This is a genomic window from Mycobacterium sp. 2YAF39 (genome assembly GCF_052114565.1).
Classification (GTDB): Bacteria; Actinomycetota; Actinomycetes; order Mycobacteriales; family Mycobacteriaceae; genus Mycobacterium.
Genome location: NZ_JBFREZ010000004.1, coordinates 469,594 through 486,111 on the forward strand (window position 1 = coordinate 469,594; position 16,518 = coordinate 486,111).

Sequence of the window (16,518 nt, forward strand, 5' to 3'; positions counted from 1 at the left end):
GTCGCTAGTGGCGCTCCCGGCTTCGGTCGTCGTGCGATGGGTAGTACTCGGCGAGTGCGGCAGCGACTTCGATGAAACGAAGCCTCGTCGCAGCTGACAATTCGCCGGTGCGGTCGATCACGCCTCCCGGCCGCAGATGGCCGTCGAAGGGTACCTCGACGACCACCTGGCCCTGACCCGAAAACTGTTGCGCCAGAATGGAACGCGTCCGCTTGTCGGCGTGTCCGTCGGAATCGTTGAGAACGACGACCGTGCGTTGCAACAGCGAATTCAGTCCACGTGCGGCCAGCCAGTCCAGTGTCTGCCCGGCAACTGCCGCGCCGTCGACCCACGGCGAAGAGACCACCACCAAGGCGTCGAGATCGCGCAGCACCTCCTGGGTGACCGGGGTGTCCATGGTGGAGCTGCAGTCGACGATCGAGATCGTGAAATACCGGTCGAGCCGCGAGGTCGCTTCGCGGTAGATCGCCGGATCCAAAACCCGTCGGCGAGCCGGGGTTCCCTCGCCGGCGAGGACGAACAGACCGGCCGCGTTGTTACCCACCCGGTTGCGGATGTCGGCGAAGGTCTCGAGGTGCTGGTCGGCGGCCAGCTCCCAGTACGAGCCCTGCGCCCTGGGATCGACACGGCTGCCCAGCTTCCCGAACGCGGTGTCGGCGTCGATCGCCACCACGCGGTCGTCTGGCCGCAGCTCGGCGAAAACCGATCCGATGCTGGCCGACACAGTCGTCTTTCCGACGCCGCCCTTGCCCATGACGCCGACCTTGAAGTGCCCGCGAAGCCCCGAGCGGACCTTCGCCTCGAGTTGGGCCTGCCGGATCTCCTCGGGACCCTGGCCGAGATTCACGAGTCCGAAGGTGGCCTTGAATACCGCGAGGCGCCATCCGCGACCCGGAGGAATGCGACGTGGCCGAACCAATTCCTCGGGCCGGATCCGCTCCGCGTAGGAGCCCGGCGGTTGCGCCATTCGATTATCGGGACCGTATCCGCCAGGGAACCACGGTTGGGCCGGCGGCTGTCGCGGGTGGCCGCCGGGGAACGGCGGATGCTGCTGGCGGGGCGGCTGATGACCAGGCTGCTGGGGCCACGGCTGATGGGCGAGACCAGGCGGGGGCAGCACCGGCCCGGTGTCGCGGGGCGTCCCCGGAGGGGGGCCGTACCGGTGAGGCGGCTGGCGAAAGCTGCCGCCCGCCCGATCAGGCTCCCTGAAATACGGGGGAGGGCCCGACGGTGGTGAGTCCGGCTCCGGATCCTCGTCCCACGCGACGAGGGGAGGAAGTGTGGGGAGCTGCTGCGTGGGCGGCGCCGTCGGTTCCGATTCGTCAGCTGACGGTTCGTACTCGGTTTCCTCGGGGCCGGTCCATCCGAGCTTTCTCCGCAACTCGTCATCGCGGTCGGTCACTGCTTGTCTCCTCGGATGTCCTGGCGTGCGGGTTTCGGCGCCCTGTCCAGTATCAACCAAACCCGGACGGGTGCCGCAGACGCGTCAGCGCCTGAGCGCACCGATGTAGCCAGCAAACATGGGTCAGCGTCGGCCGGCCTGTATGTCGGACCGCTGGGTGGGGTCGTCGGAGACGCATCGCAGGCGCCTCAACCGGTGCGTCTCTGCCCATGTGCCGGGTCGAAGCCACGACCGCGAAGACCTCGCAGTCACCCTGTAGAGAATTCGCTGAATCAAGGTCAAGTAGCTCAGAGGTGGCCGTATCTGCCACAAGCCCATTGCTGCGTGCGTCGAGCCCCATACGTCCCAAAGGGGTGGCCAGGCCGAAAATTGGTGACATAAGGGCCACTTCTCCGCTGGTACGCTTTGACGCAGCGAAGGGGATGGCGTGGAGGAATCGAATAGCATGCGTGTGGTTTGTGGCAAAGTATCGGCGGCCGGAGTGCAGTGAACCTGATGGACGTCACCGCAGGATACGAAGTTGGGAGAAGGGGTTCATGTCGGGGGATGACTTGCGCGTCACTGCGGCGCATCTAGTCGAGGGCGTCGACTCCGCTGAAGCACTGGAAGGGCAGGTGCTACCGGGATGACCATTGGCAGTGCACAATCCGCGCGCCCCGACGCCACGCATGTCGACGACGTCGTCGGAGTCGAGGTGACGATCGACGGGATGCTCGTCATCGCTGACCGTCTGGCCCAGTCGGAGTTTCCGACTGCGTTGGGCATCCGGCTCAACATTCCGCAGCCCGAACTGCGTGACATCGTCTGGGAACAGGTGACGCGCGACCTGACAGCGCAAGGCGTACTGGATGTTTTCGGTGCACCCCATCCTGAGGTCGCCGCGATGGTCGACACCCTCAGCCGGCCCGACCGGACTCTGGAGGCCAGATGGTGGCGCCGCGATGTCGGAGGCAAGATGATCCGCTTCGTGGTGTGTCGCAAAGGAAATCGGCACGTGGTCGCCGCGCGTGACGGTGACCTGCTTGTGTTGCAGCGCGTCGCCCCACAAGTCGGTTTGGCAGGCATGGTGAACACGGTGCTGGGGAGCGCCAACGCTGCCGACGTCGAACCGCTGACGGGCGTCGCGGACCAACTGGCCCAGTGCCGAGACGCGAGCCAGCTCCTGAAATACGGCTTGGCACCCACGTCGGCACGTGCCTACGCCGAGATCATCGCCGACCCCGCAAGCTGGGTGGAGATCATCGCGGTCGAACGACATCCCGGCGGAACGTTCACGCAGGCCGATGTAGCGGCCGGAGTACTCGACTCTCGGCAGGGTCGCATCGTTTCCATACCGCGTCGCGTGAACGGTGAGCTGTACGGCAGTTTCCTGCCGGGTACTCCGGAGAACCTCCAGCGGGCGCTCGACGGCCTGATCGAATTCCTGCCGTCCGGCACGTGGTTCGAGCGGAATTCGACCGACTCAGCCGATACCAATGGAGCTGAGCTGCAGTGAGGGAAGCACCCTTCGACTCCGGCGAGCGCGACGATATGGCCGCGCTCGACTTCTCGACTCCCGACGCATATGAGGGCGACGAGAAATCAGTTCCCCTGTTCGCCGTGACCAATCCGCCGGGCACCGTGACCGTCACGACTTTCATGGACGGCCGGGTCAAGCAGATCGACTTGTCGGCAGGCACCACAGACATGACCGAACCCGAACTCGCCGACGAGATCGTCGTGATCGCGGGTCTTGCCATGCAGGAAGCCAAGTCGGCGCAGTACGCATTCATGCTCGAGGGCATGCGCGAGCAGGGCCACGACGATGTGGCCACCCGCGATTTCCTGTCACGCGACCTGGACCTGCCGACTCCAGACGAGGCCAGGCAGGCGCGGGCGCTGCTCTTCGCGACGAGGTATTCCGGTGATCATGTCTGAACACCTCACCAGCCTCTTCGGTAGTGCAGTCGGAATGCTGCCCAGTGCCCCCGCGCGGTCCCTCGAGATCTTTTCCGAAATCACGTCGATGGACGAAACCGCCTGCGACGCATGGGTAGGCCGGATCCGTTGCGGCGATACCGACCGGGTGACCCTGTTCCGCGCGTGGTACTCCCGCTCGAACTTCGGAAAGCTGGCCGGATCCGCCGAGATCTCGATGAACAGCGTCAACGCCAGGATTCGGATCGGCGGGCAGTTCGGCGACATCACGTATCCGATCAATTCGCCGCTGGCCATCACGATGGGCTTCGCGGTGAACGAGGCCGCGGTCGGCAATTACGGCGATGCCATGGAGGCGCTGGACGACGTACCCGCCGTCGGCGCAGAGCATTTGGTGTCGTGGGTGAAGGCCGTGATCTACGGAGCGGCCGAACGCTGGACCGACGTCATCGATGAGGTCAAGGGTGCCGGCAGTTGGCCGGACAAGTTCCTCGCCGCCGCCGCCGGTGTCGCGCATGGTGTTGCGGCGGCGAACCTCGGTCTGTTCACCGAGGCCGAACGGCGTTTGACCGAGTCGAATTCGTCGCCGGCCGGTGAAGCATGTGCACCGGCGATCGCGTGGTTCCTCGCGATGACGAGGCGCGGACAGGGCAACGAAGAAGCCGCCGTGGCACTGCTGGAATGGTTGCAGGCGACGCATCCCGAGCCCAAAGCCGCTGCGGCGTTGAAGGATCCGAACTACCGAATGTCCACCACCACTGCGGAGAAGATCGCTGCCCGCAAGGATCCGTGGGATGCGGCCAGCGTCGAGGCCGACAATTCGGGCCGCGAGAAGCTACTTGCCGAGGCGCAGGCCGAACTCGATCGACAGATCGGGCTGACCCGCGTCAAGGAACAGATCGAGGCGTATCGCGCGGCCACGCAGATGGCCAAGATCCGCGCAGCGCGCGGTATGAAGGTCGCGCAGGCGTCCAAGCACATGATCTTCGCAGGCCCGCCAGGGACCGGTAAGACCACGATCGCCCGTGTGGTGGCCAACATTCTCGCCGGGCTCGGCGTCATCGGCGAGCCGAAGCTGGTCGAATCGTCGCGTAAAGATTTCGTAGCCGAATACGAAGGCCAGTCCGCGGTGAAGACCAGCCGGACGATCGACCGTGCCGTCGGCGGGGTGCTGTTCATCGACGAGGCGTACACGCTGGTGCAGGAGCGCGACGGACGTGCCGACCCGTTCGGCACGGAGGCGTTGGATACGTTGCTCGCCCGTATGGAGAATGACCGGGACCGGCTGGTGGTGATCATTGCCGGGTACAGCTCCGACATCGACCGTCTGCTCGAATCCAACGACGGTCTGCGGTCGCGTTTCGCCACCCGTATCGAATTCGACTCCTATCAGCCGGACGAAATCGTCGACATCGCAAAAGTGCTTGCGCAAGGTAGTGATTCGACGCTGTCCGACGAAGCAGCCAAGCGTGTGCTCGAGGCGGCGACACTGCTGTGCCAGCGGACGCTGAACGGTAAGCCGGCGTTGGACATCGCGGGTAACGGCCGGTACGCCCGCCAACTTGTGGAGGCAGGTGAGCAGAACCGGGACATGCGGCTGGCCCGCTCGGCGGACTTCGAGAGCCTCGGCGTCGATGAGTTGAGTGAGGTCAACGGGGACGACATGATGGCGGCGATCACCTCCGTGCACTCCCGACTGAGCATCGGCGAGTAGGGACATGGCGAGTTTTCGGCTAACCACCAAGGTTCAGGTCAGCGGCTGGCGTTTTCTGCTGCGCAGGGTCGAGCACGCGATCGTGCGACGCGATACGCGCATGTTCGACGATCCACTGCAGTTCTACAGCCGTGCCGTGTCGGCAGGCATAGTCATCGCCGTGTTGGTCTGTCTGGGCGCGGCACTGCTGGCGTACTTCAAACCACTTGGAAAGCGTGGCAGCGACACACTTCTCGTCGACCGCACGACCAATGAGCTCTATGTCGTGATCCCCGGCACCGATCAGCTGCGGCCCGTCTACAACCTGACCTCGGCGCGGCTGGTGTTGGGTAACGCGGGCACTCCGGTCGCGGTGAAGTCAGATGAGTTGAACCGGATGTCCAAGGGACAACCGATCGGCATTCCGGGCGCGCCCTATGCCACGCCCGTCGGCGGTGCCAGTTCGATGTGGACGTTGTGCGACACCGTGACCAAGCCCGAGAGCGTGGTCCCCGATGTCGAGACATCGGTGATCATGCAGCCGCTGCTCCCCGATGCTTCGGTCGGCCCGATCCGTCCTGACGAGGCCGCGTTGGTGAGCTTCAAGAACGACACGTGGCTGGTGACCGATACCGGACGACATGCGATCGACCTGGCCGACCGCGCATTGACCTCGGCCGTGGGCATCCCCGTCACCTCCAAGGCGACGCCGATCTCGGAGGGCCTTTTCAACGCACTGCCCAACGCCGGACCGTGGAGCCTGCCAGAGTTACCCCGCTTCGGTGAGCCGAACAGCGTTGGGCTGCCAGCGAATATGATGATCGGCGCAGTGTTCAAGGCGCTCACCGAAGACGGTGAACAACAGTTCGTGGTCCTGCCCGATGGCGTCGCGCAGATCAACGGGACCACGGCGGCCGCCCTGCGCGCCACCAATTCCTTCGGACTGGTCACGCCGCCCTCTGTTGAGGCGAGCACGGTCGCCAGGATCGCGGAGCAGGTGTACGACTCTCCGCTGCCGGACGAGCCGTTGGAGATCCTGCTGCGTGAGGACGCCCCGACGCTGTGCTGGTCGTGGCAGCGGGAGGCGGGCGATCAAGCGCCGAAGACGACGGTGATCACCGGCCGCCACCTGCCGATCGCGCCTTCGGCGATGAACTCCGGGATCCACCAAATCGGTGGCGATGCAACGGTTTACATCGACGGCGGGAAGTACATCCGGCTGCAGTCGCCCGACCCGCGGTATGGCGAGAGCCTCTACTACATCGATCCACAGGGCGTGCGCTACGGGCTGCCGAACGAGGAGACGGGCAGCACCATCGGCCTGAACGCCCCGGTGACAGCACCGTGGCAGGTCGTCAGCCTCCTGGTCGACGGTCCTGTGCTGTCCAAACAGGCAGCCCTGCTCGAGCACGACACACTTCCGCCAAATCCCAACCCGCGCAAAGTCGACGACGGTTCCAACTCCGGCGCTCAACCCGTGACGGCGAACACCGGAGCCGGCCGATGACCACCAAGAAGTTCACCCCCATCATCAAGCGGGGGCCGCGGCTGACGCCCGGCGAGATCAACGTGACGCCCCCCGACGACCTCGGTGTCGAGATCCCACCCTCGGGCATCCAGAAGGCGCTGCCATGGGTGATGGGCGGCGGCATGCTCGGCATGATCGCGATCATGATCTTCACCGGCGTCAGGCAGTTGTCGCCGTACATGCTGATGATGCCGCTGATGATGGTGATGGGCACCGTCGGCTTCATGGCGGGAGGTGGTCCCGGCGGTAAGCGGGTGCCCGAGATCAACGCCGACCGCAAGGAATACCTGCGATATCTCGCGGGGCTTCGCACCCGGGTGACGTCATCGGCGGCGGCTCAGGTGACCTTCTTCAACTACCACGCACCACATCCCGACGATCTGCTCTCCATCATCGGGACCAACCGGCAGTGGTCGCGTCCCACCAACGCCGATTTCTTCTCGGCCGTCCGGATCGGCCTCGGCACCGAGCCCGCTGTCGACCGCTTGCTCAAGCCTGCCGTCGGTGGTGAGCTGGCCGGGCCGCAAGGAGCTCCGCAGCCCCATCTCGAGCCCGTCAGTCACATGTGGGTGACCAAGTTCCTGCGCACGCACGGGTTGATCCACGACTGTCCGAAACTGGTGCAGCTGCGCACCTTTCCGACGATCGCCGTCGGCGGAGACCCGGACGGGGCCGCAGGGCTGCTCACGGCGATGATCTGTCATCTCGCGGTCTTTCATCCGCCGGACCTGCTGCAGATCCGGGTGCTCACCGACAACCCGGAGGATCCGGACTGGGCCTGGCTCAAGTGGCTACCGCACGTGCAACATCAGACCGACACCGACGCCGCTGGTGCCACGCGTCTGGTGTTCACGCGCCCCGACGGGCTCAGCGACCTGACCGCCCGCGGCCCCCACACGCCCGACGCCACCCCCGCCGGACCGTATGTCGTCGTCATCGATCTGTCGGGTGGCAGGGCCGGGTTCCCGGTCGACGGCCGTGCCGGCGTCACCGTCATCACGCTCGGCAACCACCGCGGCTCGGCGTATCGCATCCGCGTCAACGCCGACGGCACCGCCGACGACCGGCTGCCCAATCAGACGTTCCGCCTCGTCACGTCGGACTCTGACCGGATGACATCGGATCAGGCGACCCGCATCGCCCGTAAGCTCGCCGGTTGGTCCATAACCGGCACGATCATCGACAAGAGTGTGCGGGTCCAGAAGAAGGTCGCCACCGAGTGGCACCAACTGGTCGGTGCGCAGACGATCGAAGAGGTCAGTCCGAACCGGTGGCGCATGTTCACCGACACCGACCGCGACAGGCTGCGTATTCCGTTCGGCCACGAACTGAAGACCGGCGACATTATGTACCTCGACATCAAAGAGGGCGCGGAGTTCGGCGCGGGGCCGCACGGGATGCTCATCGGTACAACGGGTTCCGGTAAGTCGGAGTTCCTGCGCACGCTGATCCTCTCGCTGGCCGCCACCCACCATCCGGATCAGATCAACCTTCTGCTCACCGACTTCAAGGGCGGCTCCACATTCCTGGGCATGGAGCGGCTGCCGCACACCGCCGCAGTCGTCACCAACATGGAGGAAGAAGCAGAACTCGTCAGTCGTATGGGCGAGGTGCTCACCGGTGAGTTGGACCGCAGGCAGTCCATCCTGCGTCAGGCGGGCATGCAGGTCGGCGCCGCGGGTGCGCTGTCCGGTGTCGCCGAGTACGAGAAGCACCGCGAGCGCGGCGCGGAACTGCCGCCGTTGCCAACGCTTTTCGTTGTCGTCGACGAGTTCGCCGAACTGCTGCAGAACCACCCGGACTTCATCGCCCTCTTCGACCGGATCTGCCGCGTGGGCCGTTCGCTGCGGGTGCACCTGTTGCTCGCGACCCAGTCGCTCAACACCGGCGGCGTGCGGATCGACAAGCTGGAACCCAACCTGACCTACCGGATCGCGCTGCGCACGACGAGTTCCGCAGAGTCCAAGGCAGTGATCGGAACGCCTGAGGCGCAATACATCACCAACAAGGAAAGCGGTGTCGGCTTCCTCCGCGTCGGCATGGAAGACCCCGTCAAGTTCCACAGCGTGTATACCGGCGTCAACTATGTCCCCACGGCGCCGGTGCAGGACAACGGTGAAGTCAAGCCGCGAACCCAGGGAGAGGACCGGATCCGTATCCGCCCGTTCACCGCGGCACCGATCTTCGATACGGCGGTGGTGTCATGACGGTAGAACCCGAACAGCGGGTGCTGCGCGAGGTCATCATCGACCAGCTCGACACCGGCGAGACCCGCGCATACCGAATGTGGTTGCCGCCGTTGACCGATCCGACACCGGTGAACGAGCTCGTCGAACGCGACCACCAGTGGCAGCCCCTGCGAATCGGCCTCGGAATCATGGACGAGCCGCGGCGGCACCGCCAAGAGGTCTGGGGGATAGATGTCGCGTCGGCAGGCGGCAATATCGCCGTGGGCGGCGCGCCGCAGACCGGCAAGTCCACCTTCCTGCAGACTCTCGTACTCTCCGCCGCTGCGACGCACACCCCACGGCAGATGCAGTTCTACTGCGTCGACCTCGGCGGCGGCGGGCTGATGTACCTCGAGGATCTTCCGCATGTCGGCGGTGTGGCGACAAGGTCGGAACCCGACCGGGTGAATCGTGTCGTCGCGGAGATGAAAGCCATTCTGCGTCAACGGGAAGCGCTGTTCAAGCAGCTGCGTGTCGGTTCGATGGCGGCCTACCGGCAGATGCGGGAAGATCCGAACCATCCCGCTGCCGTCGACCCGTTCGGCGATGTGTTCATGGTCATCGATGGATGGCCTGCATTCGTCGCGGAGTTCCCCGACCTCGAGCCCATGGTTCAGGATCTCGCGGGGCAGGGTCTGCAGTTCGGCGTGCACACGGTGATTTCGACGCCCCGGTGGACCGAGCTGAAATCACGTATTCGCGACTACCTCGGCACGAAGATCGAGTTCCGGCTGGGTGACGTGAACGAAACCCAGATCGACCGCATCACCCGTGAGATCCCCCAGAATCGGCCCGGCCGCGCGGTCTCGATGGAGAAACACCATTTGATGATGGGGGTCCCGCGACTCGACGGCGTGCACAGCGCCGACGACCTGGTCGGGGCGATGTCACAGGCGGTGGAGATCATCGCTGCGCAGACGACCGAGGAGGCGCCGAAGGTACGGGTGCTGCCCGAGCGCATCTACCTGCACGAGCTCGATCCGAACCCGCCAGGCCCGGACAGCGACTACCGCACCCGGTGGATGGTTCCGCTCGGCGTGCGCGAGTCGGATCTGTCGGTGGCCTACAACCCGATGCACATGACGCCGCACCTGCTGATCTTCGGAGCGCCGAAGTCGGGCAAGACACGCATCGCGCATGCGATGGCGCAGGCCATCTGTGCGCGTAACAGCCCGTCGCAGGTGCGGTTCATGCTGGCCGACTTCCGTTCGGGGCTCCTCGATGCGGTACCGGAGAGCCATCTGCTGGATGCCGGGGCGGTCAACCGCAACACCACAACGTTGGACGAAGCCATCAAGGCGCTCGCCATCAACCTGAAGCAAAGGCTGCCACCGCCGGACCTCACCACCGCCCAACTTCGGGCACGGTCCTGGTGGAAGGGCCCCGACGTCGTCCTGCTGGTCGACGACTGGCACATGATCGTCGCGGCGAGCGGTGTGGTGCCCCCGATGGCGCCGCTGTTCCCGTTGTTGCCGGCTGCCGCCGACATCGGCCTTCACATCATCGTGACGTGTCAGATGAGCCAGGCGCACCGGGCCACCATGGACAAATTCGTGGGCGCCGCCTACGGCGCCGGGACTCCCACCCTGTTCCTGTCCGGCGAGAAGGCGGACTTCCCGTCACGGGAGATCAAGGTGCAGCGCCGGCCTCCTGGCCAGGCATTTCTCGTCTCACCGGACGCGAAGGAGGTCATCCAGGCGGCTTATGTGGATCCACCGGAAGAAGAAGTGTTCTGACCACTCCGCAGGCGCGGTTAAGATATATCGAGACGCCTAGCAAACAGGGCTTTTTGCGCTAGCTAAGGGGTCGGGGGAATAATCTAGATGCACCGGCAATCTTTGTCGGATCCTTCATAATTCAATGACCAGGCAATTCTACGTATGTAAGGAGATGTCGCAAATGCAACCTATGGAGCATAATCCGGGGGCCGTGGGAATCGGTGCGCAGGTAGTCGCAAACGGCGTCAGGGGCCTTGCCGCCGGCACCACGGCCTCTGCCGCGGTATCGGCACTGGTGCCTGCGGGTGCCGACGAGGTTTCCGCCCAGGCGGCTGTGGTCTTCGCCAAAGAAGGCATCGAGGCCTTGGCGCTGAACACCTTCGCGCAGGAGGAGTTGTCCCGCGCGGGCGCGGCGTACATGGAGATCGCGGGCATCTACGAAGCGGTCGACGGCGCCAACGCCACCAACTTCTGATATTTCGCGAACCGACTCCACAGGCGAGGAATCGATAAGCGATGTACTGGCATGGGATGCCGCCGGAGCTGAACACCGGGCGGTTGATGCTGGGTGCCGGACCGGCACCCATGCTTCAGGCTGCCGCGGGGTGGGAAGCCCTTGCGATTTCCCTCGAGGCCCAGGCCGACGAATTGGCGGGGAGTCTGGCTTCGCTGACGTCGGTATGGAGTGGTTCGGCGAGCGAGAAAGCCGTGTCGTCGACGATGCCCATGGTCATCTGGTTGCGAACGGTTTCCGCTCAAGCGATGAAGAGGGCTCTGCAGGCGATAGCGCAGGCGAACTCCTATACCGCCGCGATGGCGGCCACGCCGCCGCTGGTCGAGATCGAGCAGAACCACGTCACCCACGCGGTGCTCGAGGCCACCAACTTCTTCTGGGTCAACACGATCCCGATCGGACTGAACGAGGCCGACTACTTCGTCCGGATGTGGAATCAGGCGGCCGGAGCGATGGACGTCTACCAGGCCGAGACGTTGTTGAACCTGATGTTCGAGATGATCGCGCCACCGAAGCCGATCGTCGTGCCCGGCGTCGGCGAAGGCGTGGTGGGCGCGGCAATCGGCGCAGCGGCGGCCATGGCGCCGGCGGCGGCAGTGCGTAACGCGGCGATCGCACAGGTCAGCACCGTGTCGAAGATGGAGTCCATCAGGCTTAATTCCGGCAACGCGGTATCGCAGGGCAACATGGTCGCCCAGCGCGCAGAAGGCCAGGCGCAGAAGGCCAATGACGCCGCTCCTCAGGGGCAGCAGATGCAGCAGGGCATGCAGATGGGCATGCAGATGGCCTCGCAACTGGGATCGACGCTCGGGCAGCTTCCGCAACAGGCCAGCCAGATGGTCATGCAGCCGATGCAGCAGCTGACGCAGCCGCTCCAGCAGGTGACATCGATGTTCAGCCAGTTGGGCAGCATGGGCGGCGACAAGGCCCAGATGGGTCTGATCGGCACCAGCCCGCTGTCCAATCACCCGTTGGCCGGCGGGTCGGGGCTCGGCGCCGGAGCGGGGCTGGTGCGCGCGGCGTCGCTGCCGGGCGCGGGTGGCACCGCGGCGCGAACCCCATTGTTGGCCAACCTGATCGGCGAGACGAAGCCGGTGGCCGTCGCACCCGGTGCCGCCGCGGGCGGCAATGGCATGGGTCTGGCACCGGTCGGTGCGGGCGGCGGTGGTACGGGGCCGATGCACGGCGTGGGTCAGCGCGGCAAGAGCGGGGGCTCGAAAACGGGACTGACGGCACCGCGCGTGCTGCCGCAGGACCTGGGCGAAGACGAGGACGACGGCTGGTGACGAATTCATCACGCCCACAACAGACTTCCCGGCCAACTGGCCGGAGAGACTCGCCATCACATGGTGAGGACACAGGAAGAGAGAAAGAGTATCCAGCATGGCAATGAATACAGACGTTGCTGTCCTCGCCAAGGAGGCAGCTAACTTCGGACGGATCTCCGGTGAGCTCACAGTCGTCATCGCGCAGGTGGAGGCGACCGCGGGTGCGCTCGCGAGCCAGATGGTCGGTCAAGCAGGAACTGCGGCGCAGCAGGCGCTGATCCGCTTCCAGGAGGCGGCCGCGCAGCAGACCAAGGAGCTCGACGACATCTCGGCCAACATCCACACCGGTGGTGTGCAGTACACGACGACCGACGACGACCAGGCCGGCGCGTTCGCATCGTCGATGAACCTCAACCACTAGTTCGCACCCAAACGACTCAAGACACGGAGAAATCAATGACTGAACAGGTATGGAACTTCGCAGGGATCGAGGGCGGCGCCGGGGAGATCGGCTCTGCCGTCCAACGGACCGACAGCCTGCTGGACGAAGGCAAGGCGTCGCTCGCGGCGCTGGCCTCGGTGTGGGGCGGCAGCGGTTCGGATGCTTACCAGGCTGTGCAGGCGCGCTGGGATGCCACATCGGCGGAACTGAACTCGGCTCTGCTGAATCTCGCACACACCGTCGGCAACGCCGGCCAGTCGATGGCGCAGACCGAAGCCGGCGTCACCGGAATGTTCTGATCGTTCGACGGTGCGCGCAGGTGGGCGGATCGCCAAGGCGGATCCCGCCCACCGCGTGCGTCATCGACTTCTAGTAATGAGAGGTACTCATGTCGGCAGACTATGACCGGCTCTTCCACGCTCCAGGCCCCTCAGGGGACGCTGTGCGGACAGTCGACGACGACGCGGATCGCGATACCGTCGTGACCACCAGCGGCCCGGGCCGAAGCGAAGTGACGCCGCCCCCAATGCCCGTGGCGCCGAGCGCGACTCAGGCCACCCCTGCACCGCCACCGCGTCAGACTGAGCTCACGACTCAGATCCCCCCGACGCGTTCGGTCCCTCCGCTGCGGCAGCAGCCCAACGGGATGATGAGGACGCCGCAGGCGACCGGACCGGCCGGTGCTCGGTTCGAGCAGCAGCGGCCTGCGCCCACGCCGGCACCGCGGTCCGCGCCTGCGCCCGCGCCCTCGCAGCACTTCGCGGAGGCGCAGTCGGACATGGACGCGATTCACCGCGCGGGGCAGCCCGCGCCCACTTCCGCGGCGACGATCGGCAACCACCGCGCCATCGATGCCCTCTCGCATGTCGGTGTGAAGTCCGCGGTCAAGATGCCGTCGGAGCGTGGCTGGCGGCATCTGCTGTACGTGTTGACACGCATCAACCTGGGCCTGTCGCCCGACGAGCTCTACGAAATGGATCTGCATACCCGGATCCGGCGAAATGCACGGGACTCGTACCAGATTGGGGTGTTCGGGCTGAAGGGCGGTGTCGGGAAGACCGCCATCGCAGTCTCCCTCGGTTCTGCGTTGAGCAAGGTCCGCGGCGACCGGATCCTGGCGATCGACGCGGATCCCGACGGCGGCAACCTGGCCGACCGTGCGGGACGCCAGTCGGCCGCGACGATCGGAGATCTGCTCTCGGACAAGGACCTCGCGCGGTACAACGACATTCGGGCGTACACGAGCATGAACGGCTCGAACCTCGAGGTCCTGTCGTCCGAGGACTACAGCGGTGCGCGTCGCGAGTTCAACGACGAGGATTGGAAAGGCGCGACGAGTATCGTGTCGCGCTATTACAACCTGGTGCTCGCCGACTGTGGAGCGGGACTGTTCCAGCCCGCCGCGCGTGGCGTGCTGTCCACCGTCTCCGGTCTGGTGATCGTGGCAAGCGCATCGATCGACGGCGCGCGTCAGGCCGCTGTGACCATGGACTGGTTGCGGCAGAACGGGTATCAGGATCTGCTGGGTCGTTCATGTGTGGTTATCAACCACGTGGTGCCCGGTAAGCCGAACATCGACATCGAGGATCTGGTGCAGCAGTTCGAGCGCCACGTCCCGCCGGGTCGGGTGATCGTGCTTCCGTACGACAAGCACATCGCGGCCGGCACCGAGATTCAGCTGAACCTGCTCGGCAAGGACTTCCGGCGCCGGATCATCGAGTTGGCCGCGGCGTTGTCCGATGACTTCGACAGGCTCGAGCGGCGTTGACCTCCACTGCCGCTGCAGCACCAGCGTCGTCGGGCGTCACGCCCGGCAGGCCGTCGACCACGCGCGTGACGATCCTCACCGGTCGACGGATGACGGATCTGGTGCTGCCTGCGTCGGCGCCGATCGAAACGTACGTCGACGAGACGGTGTCGGTGTTGGCCGAACTCCTCGAGGACACCCCGAAGGATGTGCTTGCAGGGTTCGACTTTTCGGCACAGGGGGCGTGGGCTTTCGCGCGGCCGGGTGCGCCGCCGCTGAAGTTCAGTGAGTCGTTGGATGACGCAGGTGTGGTCGACGGGTCCTTGCTGACGCTGGTCTCCGTGAGCCGGACCGAGCGGTATCGCCCGCTTGTCGAGGACGTGATCGACGCGATCGCCGTTCTCGACGAGTCGCCCGAGTTCGACCGCTCTGCGTTGAACCGCTTTGTGGGCCTTGCGATCCCGTTTGCCGCGCTGGCGGTCACTGTTATGTCGCTGGTGGCGTGGACGCAGACTGGGCACCCTTGGTGGTGGGCGGTCGCCCTCGGCGTGCTCGGTCTCGGTCTGCTCGGCGGCAGCATCATGGCGACCAACCGCTACCAGAACATCGACATGGCGGAGAGCCTGCTCGTCGCAGCGTTGCCTGCGCTGGCCGGTGCGGCAGCGCTCGCCGTTCCGCTACCGGAGGGCTACGAGTCGCTGGGCGCACCGCAGGCCGCGGGCGCGGGTGCAGTGGTGTTGTTGTTGACGTTGGCTACGCGCGGCGGACCGCGCAAAAGAGCCGAGTTGGCCGCGTTCTTCGCGGTGGCATCGATCGCCGCGACGGCAGCGGCGGTCGCATTCGGGTACGGGTGGCAGTACTGGGTGCCAGCTGGAGCGATCGCGTTCGGATTGATCGTCGTGACCAACGCGGCCAAGTTGACGGTGGCGGTCGCGCGTATCGCGTTGCCGCCGATCCCTGCGCCCGGGGAAACCGTGGGCAGCGAAGAGCTTCTCGATCCGGTCGCGACGCCCGTCGGCGATGAATCGCCGACCTGGCAGGCGATCATCGAGTCGGTGCCGGATTCCGCTGCCCGGCTGCACGAACGCAGTCAGTTGGCGACGAGGTTGTTGATCGGCTTCGTGACCGCGGGTGCGCTGACGCTGTCCATCGGCGCGATCACCGTTGTGATGCAAGGACATTTCTTCATTCACAGCATGATCGTCGCCGGGCTCGTGACGTCGATCTGCGCATTCCGGTCCCGGCTCTACGCCGAGCGGTGGTGCGCCTGGGCGTTGTTGGCGGCGGTCGTGATCGTTCCCACGGGTGTGATGGTGAAGCTGTCGCTGTGGACACCCGATAGTGCGTGGCTCGTGCTCAGCATCTATACGGCCCTCGGAATCGTGGCGTTGATCGTCGTCGGCGCGACGAGCGGTGTGCAGCGGGTGTCGCCGGTGACCAAGCGGATCCTGGAACTGCTTGACGGAGCGGCGATTGCCGCGGTGATCCCGTTGCTGCTGTGGATCGCCAGCGTCTACGACCTCCTGCGAAACCTTCGGTTCTGATCGCGTGAGGGGCCTTTCATGAGCGGTGACACGCTGAAGGTGAATCCTCAGGTGCTGCAGGCTGCGGCGGCGACTTTCGGCGACGTGGCCGAGGGCTTGGCCCGCTTACAGAGCGGTGCGGCCATCGGCCATGCGGCGACCGCGGGCCAGTTGTTGACAGCAGACTCCTACCGAAAAGCGCAGCAGGGCATAGCGGTAGCGGTCGCCGCAGCGGCGCAGAGTGTGCGCATGTTCGGTGAAGACCTGGATACCGCATTGCGCGCGTACACCGCAGAGGGCGAGTCGGGCGCCGCCACGATTGTCGGCCTCGATATCCCCGGCTGACGCCGTACTCACCGGTCCGCCCTCAGAAGGGCGGTGGTCTGTTGCGTTCGGCGAGGTGGTCGTCGTTGAGGCGGCGTTGTTGTTCGATGTATTCGCGCCGCGACTGTGCGCGGGTCTGTGTGCGGCGCGGCATCATCAGGCCGCGGTTCGGTTGAGCGGCAGCCCCATTGGTCGGTACACAGACGGATGCGGT

14 protein-coding genes are annotated in these 16,518 nt (G+C 65.5%); 13 read left to right on the forward strand and 1 reads right to left on the reverse strand.

The window, feature by feature from the left end:
- Nucleotides 1–4: 4 nt before the first annotated feature.
- On the reverse strand, nt 5–1,402 hold the full coding sequence (locus tag AB4Z42_RS15275; protein ID WP_442010017.1) for a nucleotide-binding protein: 1,398 nt from the start codon (nt 1,400–1,402) through the stop codon (nt 5–7).
- A 625-nt stretch (nt 1,403–2,027) separates the two neighbouring features.
- On the opposite strand from AB4Z42_RS15275, the gene AB4Z42_RS15280 reads away from it, so the two are divergent.
- The 13 genes from AB4Z42_RS15280 (at nt 2,028) to AB4Z42_RS15340 (ending at nt 16,325) form a co-directional block, all read left to right on the forward strand.
- The gene (locus AB4Z42_RS15280; RefSeq protein ID WP_442010018.1) at nt 2,028–2,897 is read left to right on the forward strand and encodes an ESX secretion-associated protein EspG; all 870 of its coding nucleotides are present in this window, start codon (nt 2,028–2,030) and stop codon (nt 2,895–2,897) included.
- Nucleotides 2,898–2,932: 35 nt separating this feature from the next.
- Nucleotides 2,933–3,319, forward strand: a complete 387-nt coding sequence (locus AB4Z42_RS15285; RefSeq protein WP_442010062.1) for a YbaB/EbfC family DNA-binding protein — start codon at nt 2,933–2,935, stop codon at nt 3,317–3,319.
- Nucleotides 3,312–5,033 (forward strand): type VII secretion AAA-ATPase EccA, encoded by a 1,722-nt coding sequence (gene eccA, locus AB4Z42_RS15290; RefSeq protein WP_442010019.1) that lies wholly within the window; start codon nt 3,312–3,314, stop codon nt 5,031–5,033. Before AB4Z42_RS15285 ends, eccA begins: the two co-directional genes overlap by 8 nt.
- A 4-nt stretch (nt 5,034–5,037) precedes the next feature.
- The gene (eccB, locus tag AB4Z42_RS15295) at nt 5,038–6,519 is read left to right on the forward strand and encodes a type VII secretion protein EccB (RefSeq protein WP_442010020.1); all 1,482 of its coding nucleotides are present in this window, start codon (nt 5,038–5,040) and stop codon (nt 6,517–6,519) included.
- Entirely contained in the window at nt 6,516–8,747 is a 2,232-nt protein-coding gene (gene eccCa / locus AB4Z42_RS15300; RefSeq protein ID WP_442010021.1) for a type VII secretion protein EccCa, read from the forward strand. The genes eccB and eccCa overlap by 4 nt, the downstream gene beginning before the upstream one ends.
- Nucleotides 8,744–10,504: a type VII secretion protein EccCb gene (eccCb, locus tag AB4Z42_RS15305; protein ID WP_442010022.1), complete on the forward strand. Its 1,761-nt coding sequence runs from the start codon at nt 8,744–8,746 to the stop codon at nt 10,502–10,504. Before eccCa ends, eccCb begins: the two co-directional genes overlap by 4 nt.
- Before the next feature lie 163 nt (nt 10,505–10,667).
- Nucleotides 10,668–10,961: a PE family protein gene (locus tag AB4Z42_RS15310; RefSeq protein WP_442010023.1), complete on the forward strand. Its 294-nt coding sequence runs from the start codon at nt 10,668–10,670 to the stop codon at nt 10,959–10,961.
- Between the two features lie 41 nt (nt 10,962–11,002).
- Nucleotides 11,003–12,286: a PPE family protein gene (locus tag AB4Z42_RS15315; RefSeq protein WP_442010024.1), complete on the forward strand. Its 1,284-nt coding sequence runs from the start codon at nt 11,003–11,005 to the stop codon at nt 12,284–12,286.
- 97 nt (nt 12,287–12,383) lie between these two features.
- Entirely contained in the window at nt 12,384–12,689 is a 306-nt protein-coding gene (locus tag AB4Z42_RS15320) for a WXG100 family type VII secretion target (RefSeq protein ID WP_442010025.1), read from the forward strand.
- A gap of 35 nt (nt 12,690–12,724) precedes the next feature.
- Entirely contained in the window at nt 12,725–13,009 is a 285-nt protein-coding gene (locus AB4Z42_RS15325) for a WXG100 family type VII secretion target (protein WP_442010026.1), read from the forward strand.
- A gap of 89 nt (nt 13,010–13,098) precedes the next feature.
- A complete protein-coding gene (locus AB4Z42_RS15330) occupies nt 13,099–14,478 on the forward strand; it encodes a nucleotide-binding protein (RefSeq protein ID WP_442010027.1) in 1,380 nt (459 codons plus the stop codon).
- Nucleotides 14,475–16,001 carry a type VII secretion integral membrane protein EccD gene (gene eccD / locus AB4Z42_RS15335; RefSeq protein ID WP_442010028.1) on the forward strand — a complete coding sequence of 509 codons (1,527 nt, stop codon included), beginning with the start codon at nt 14,475–14,477 and terminating at the stop codon, nt 15,999–16,001. Before AB4Z42_RS15330 ends, eccD begins: the two co-directional genes overlap by 4 nt.
- A gap of 18 nt (nt 16,002–16,019) precedes the next feature.
- Entirely contained in the window at nt 16,020–16,325 is a 306-nt protein-coding gene (locus AB4Z42_RS15340) for a hypothetical protein (RefSeq protein WP_442010029.1), read from the forward strand.
- The last annotated feature ends 193 nt before the right edge of the window (nt 16,326–16,518 follow it).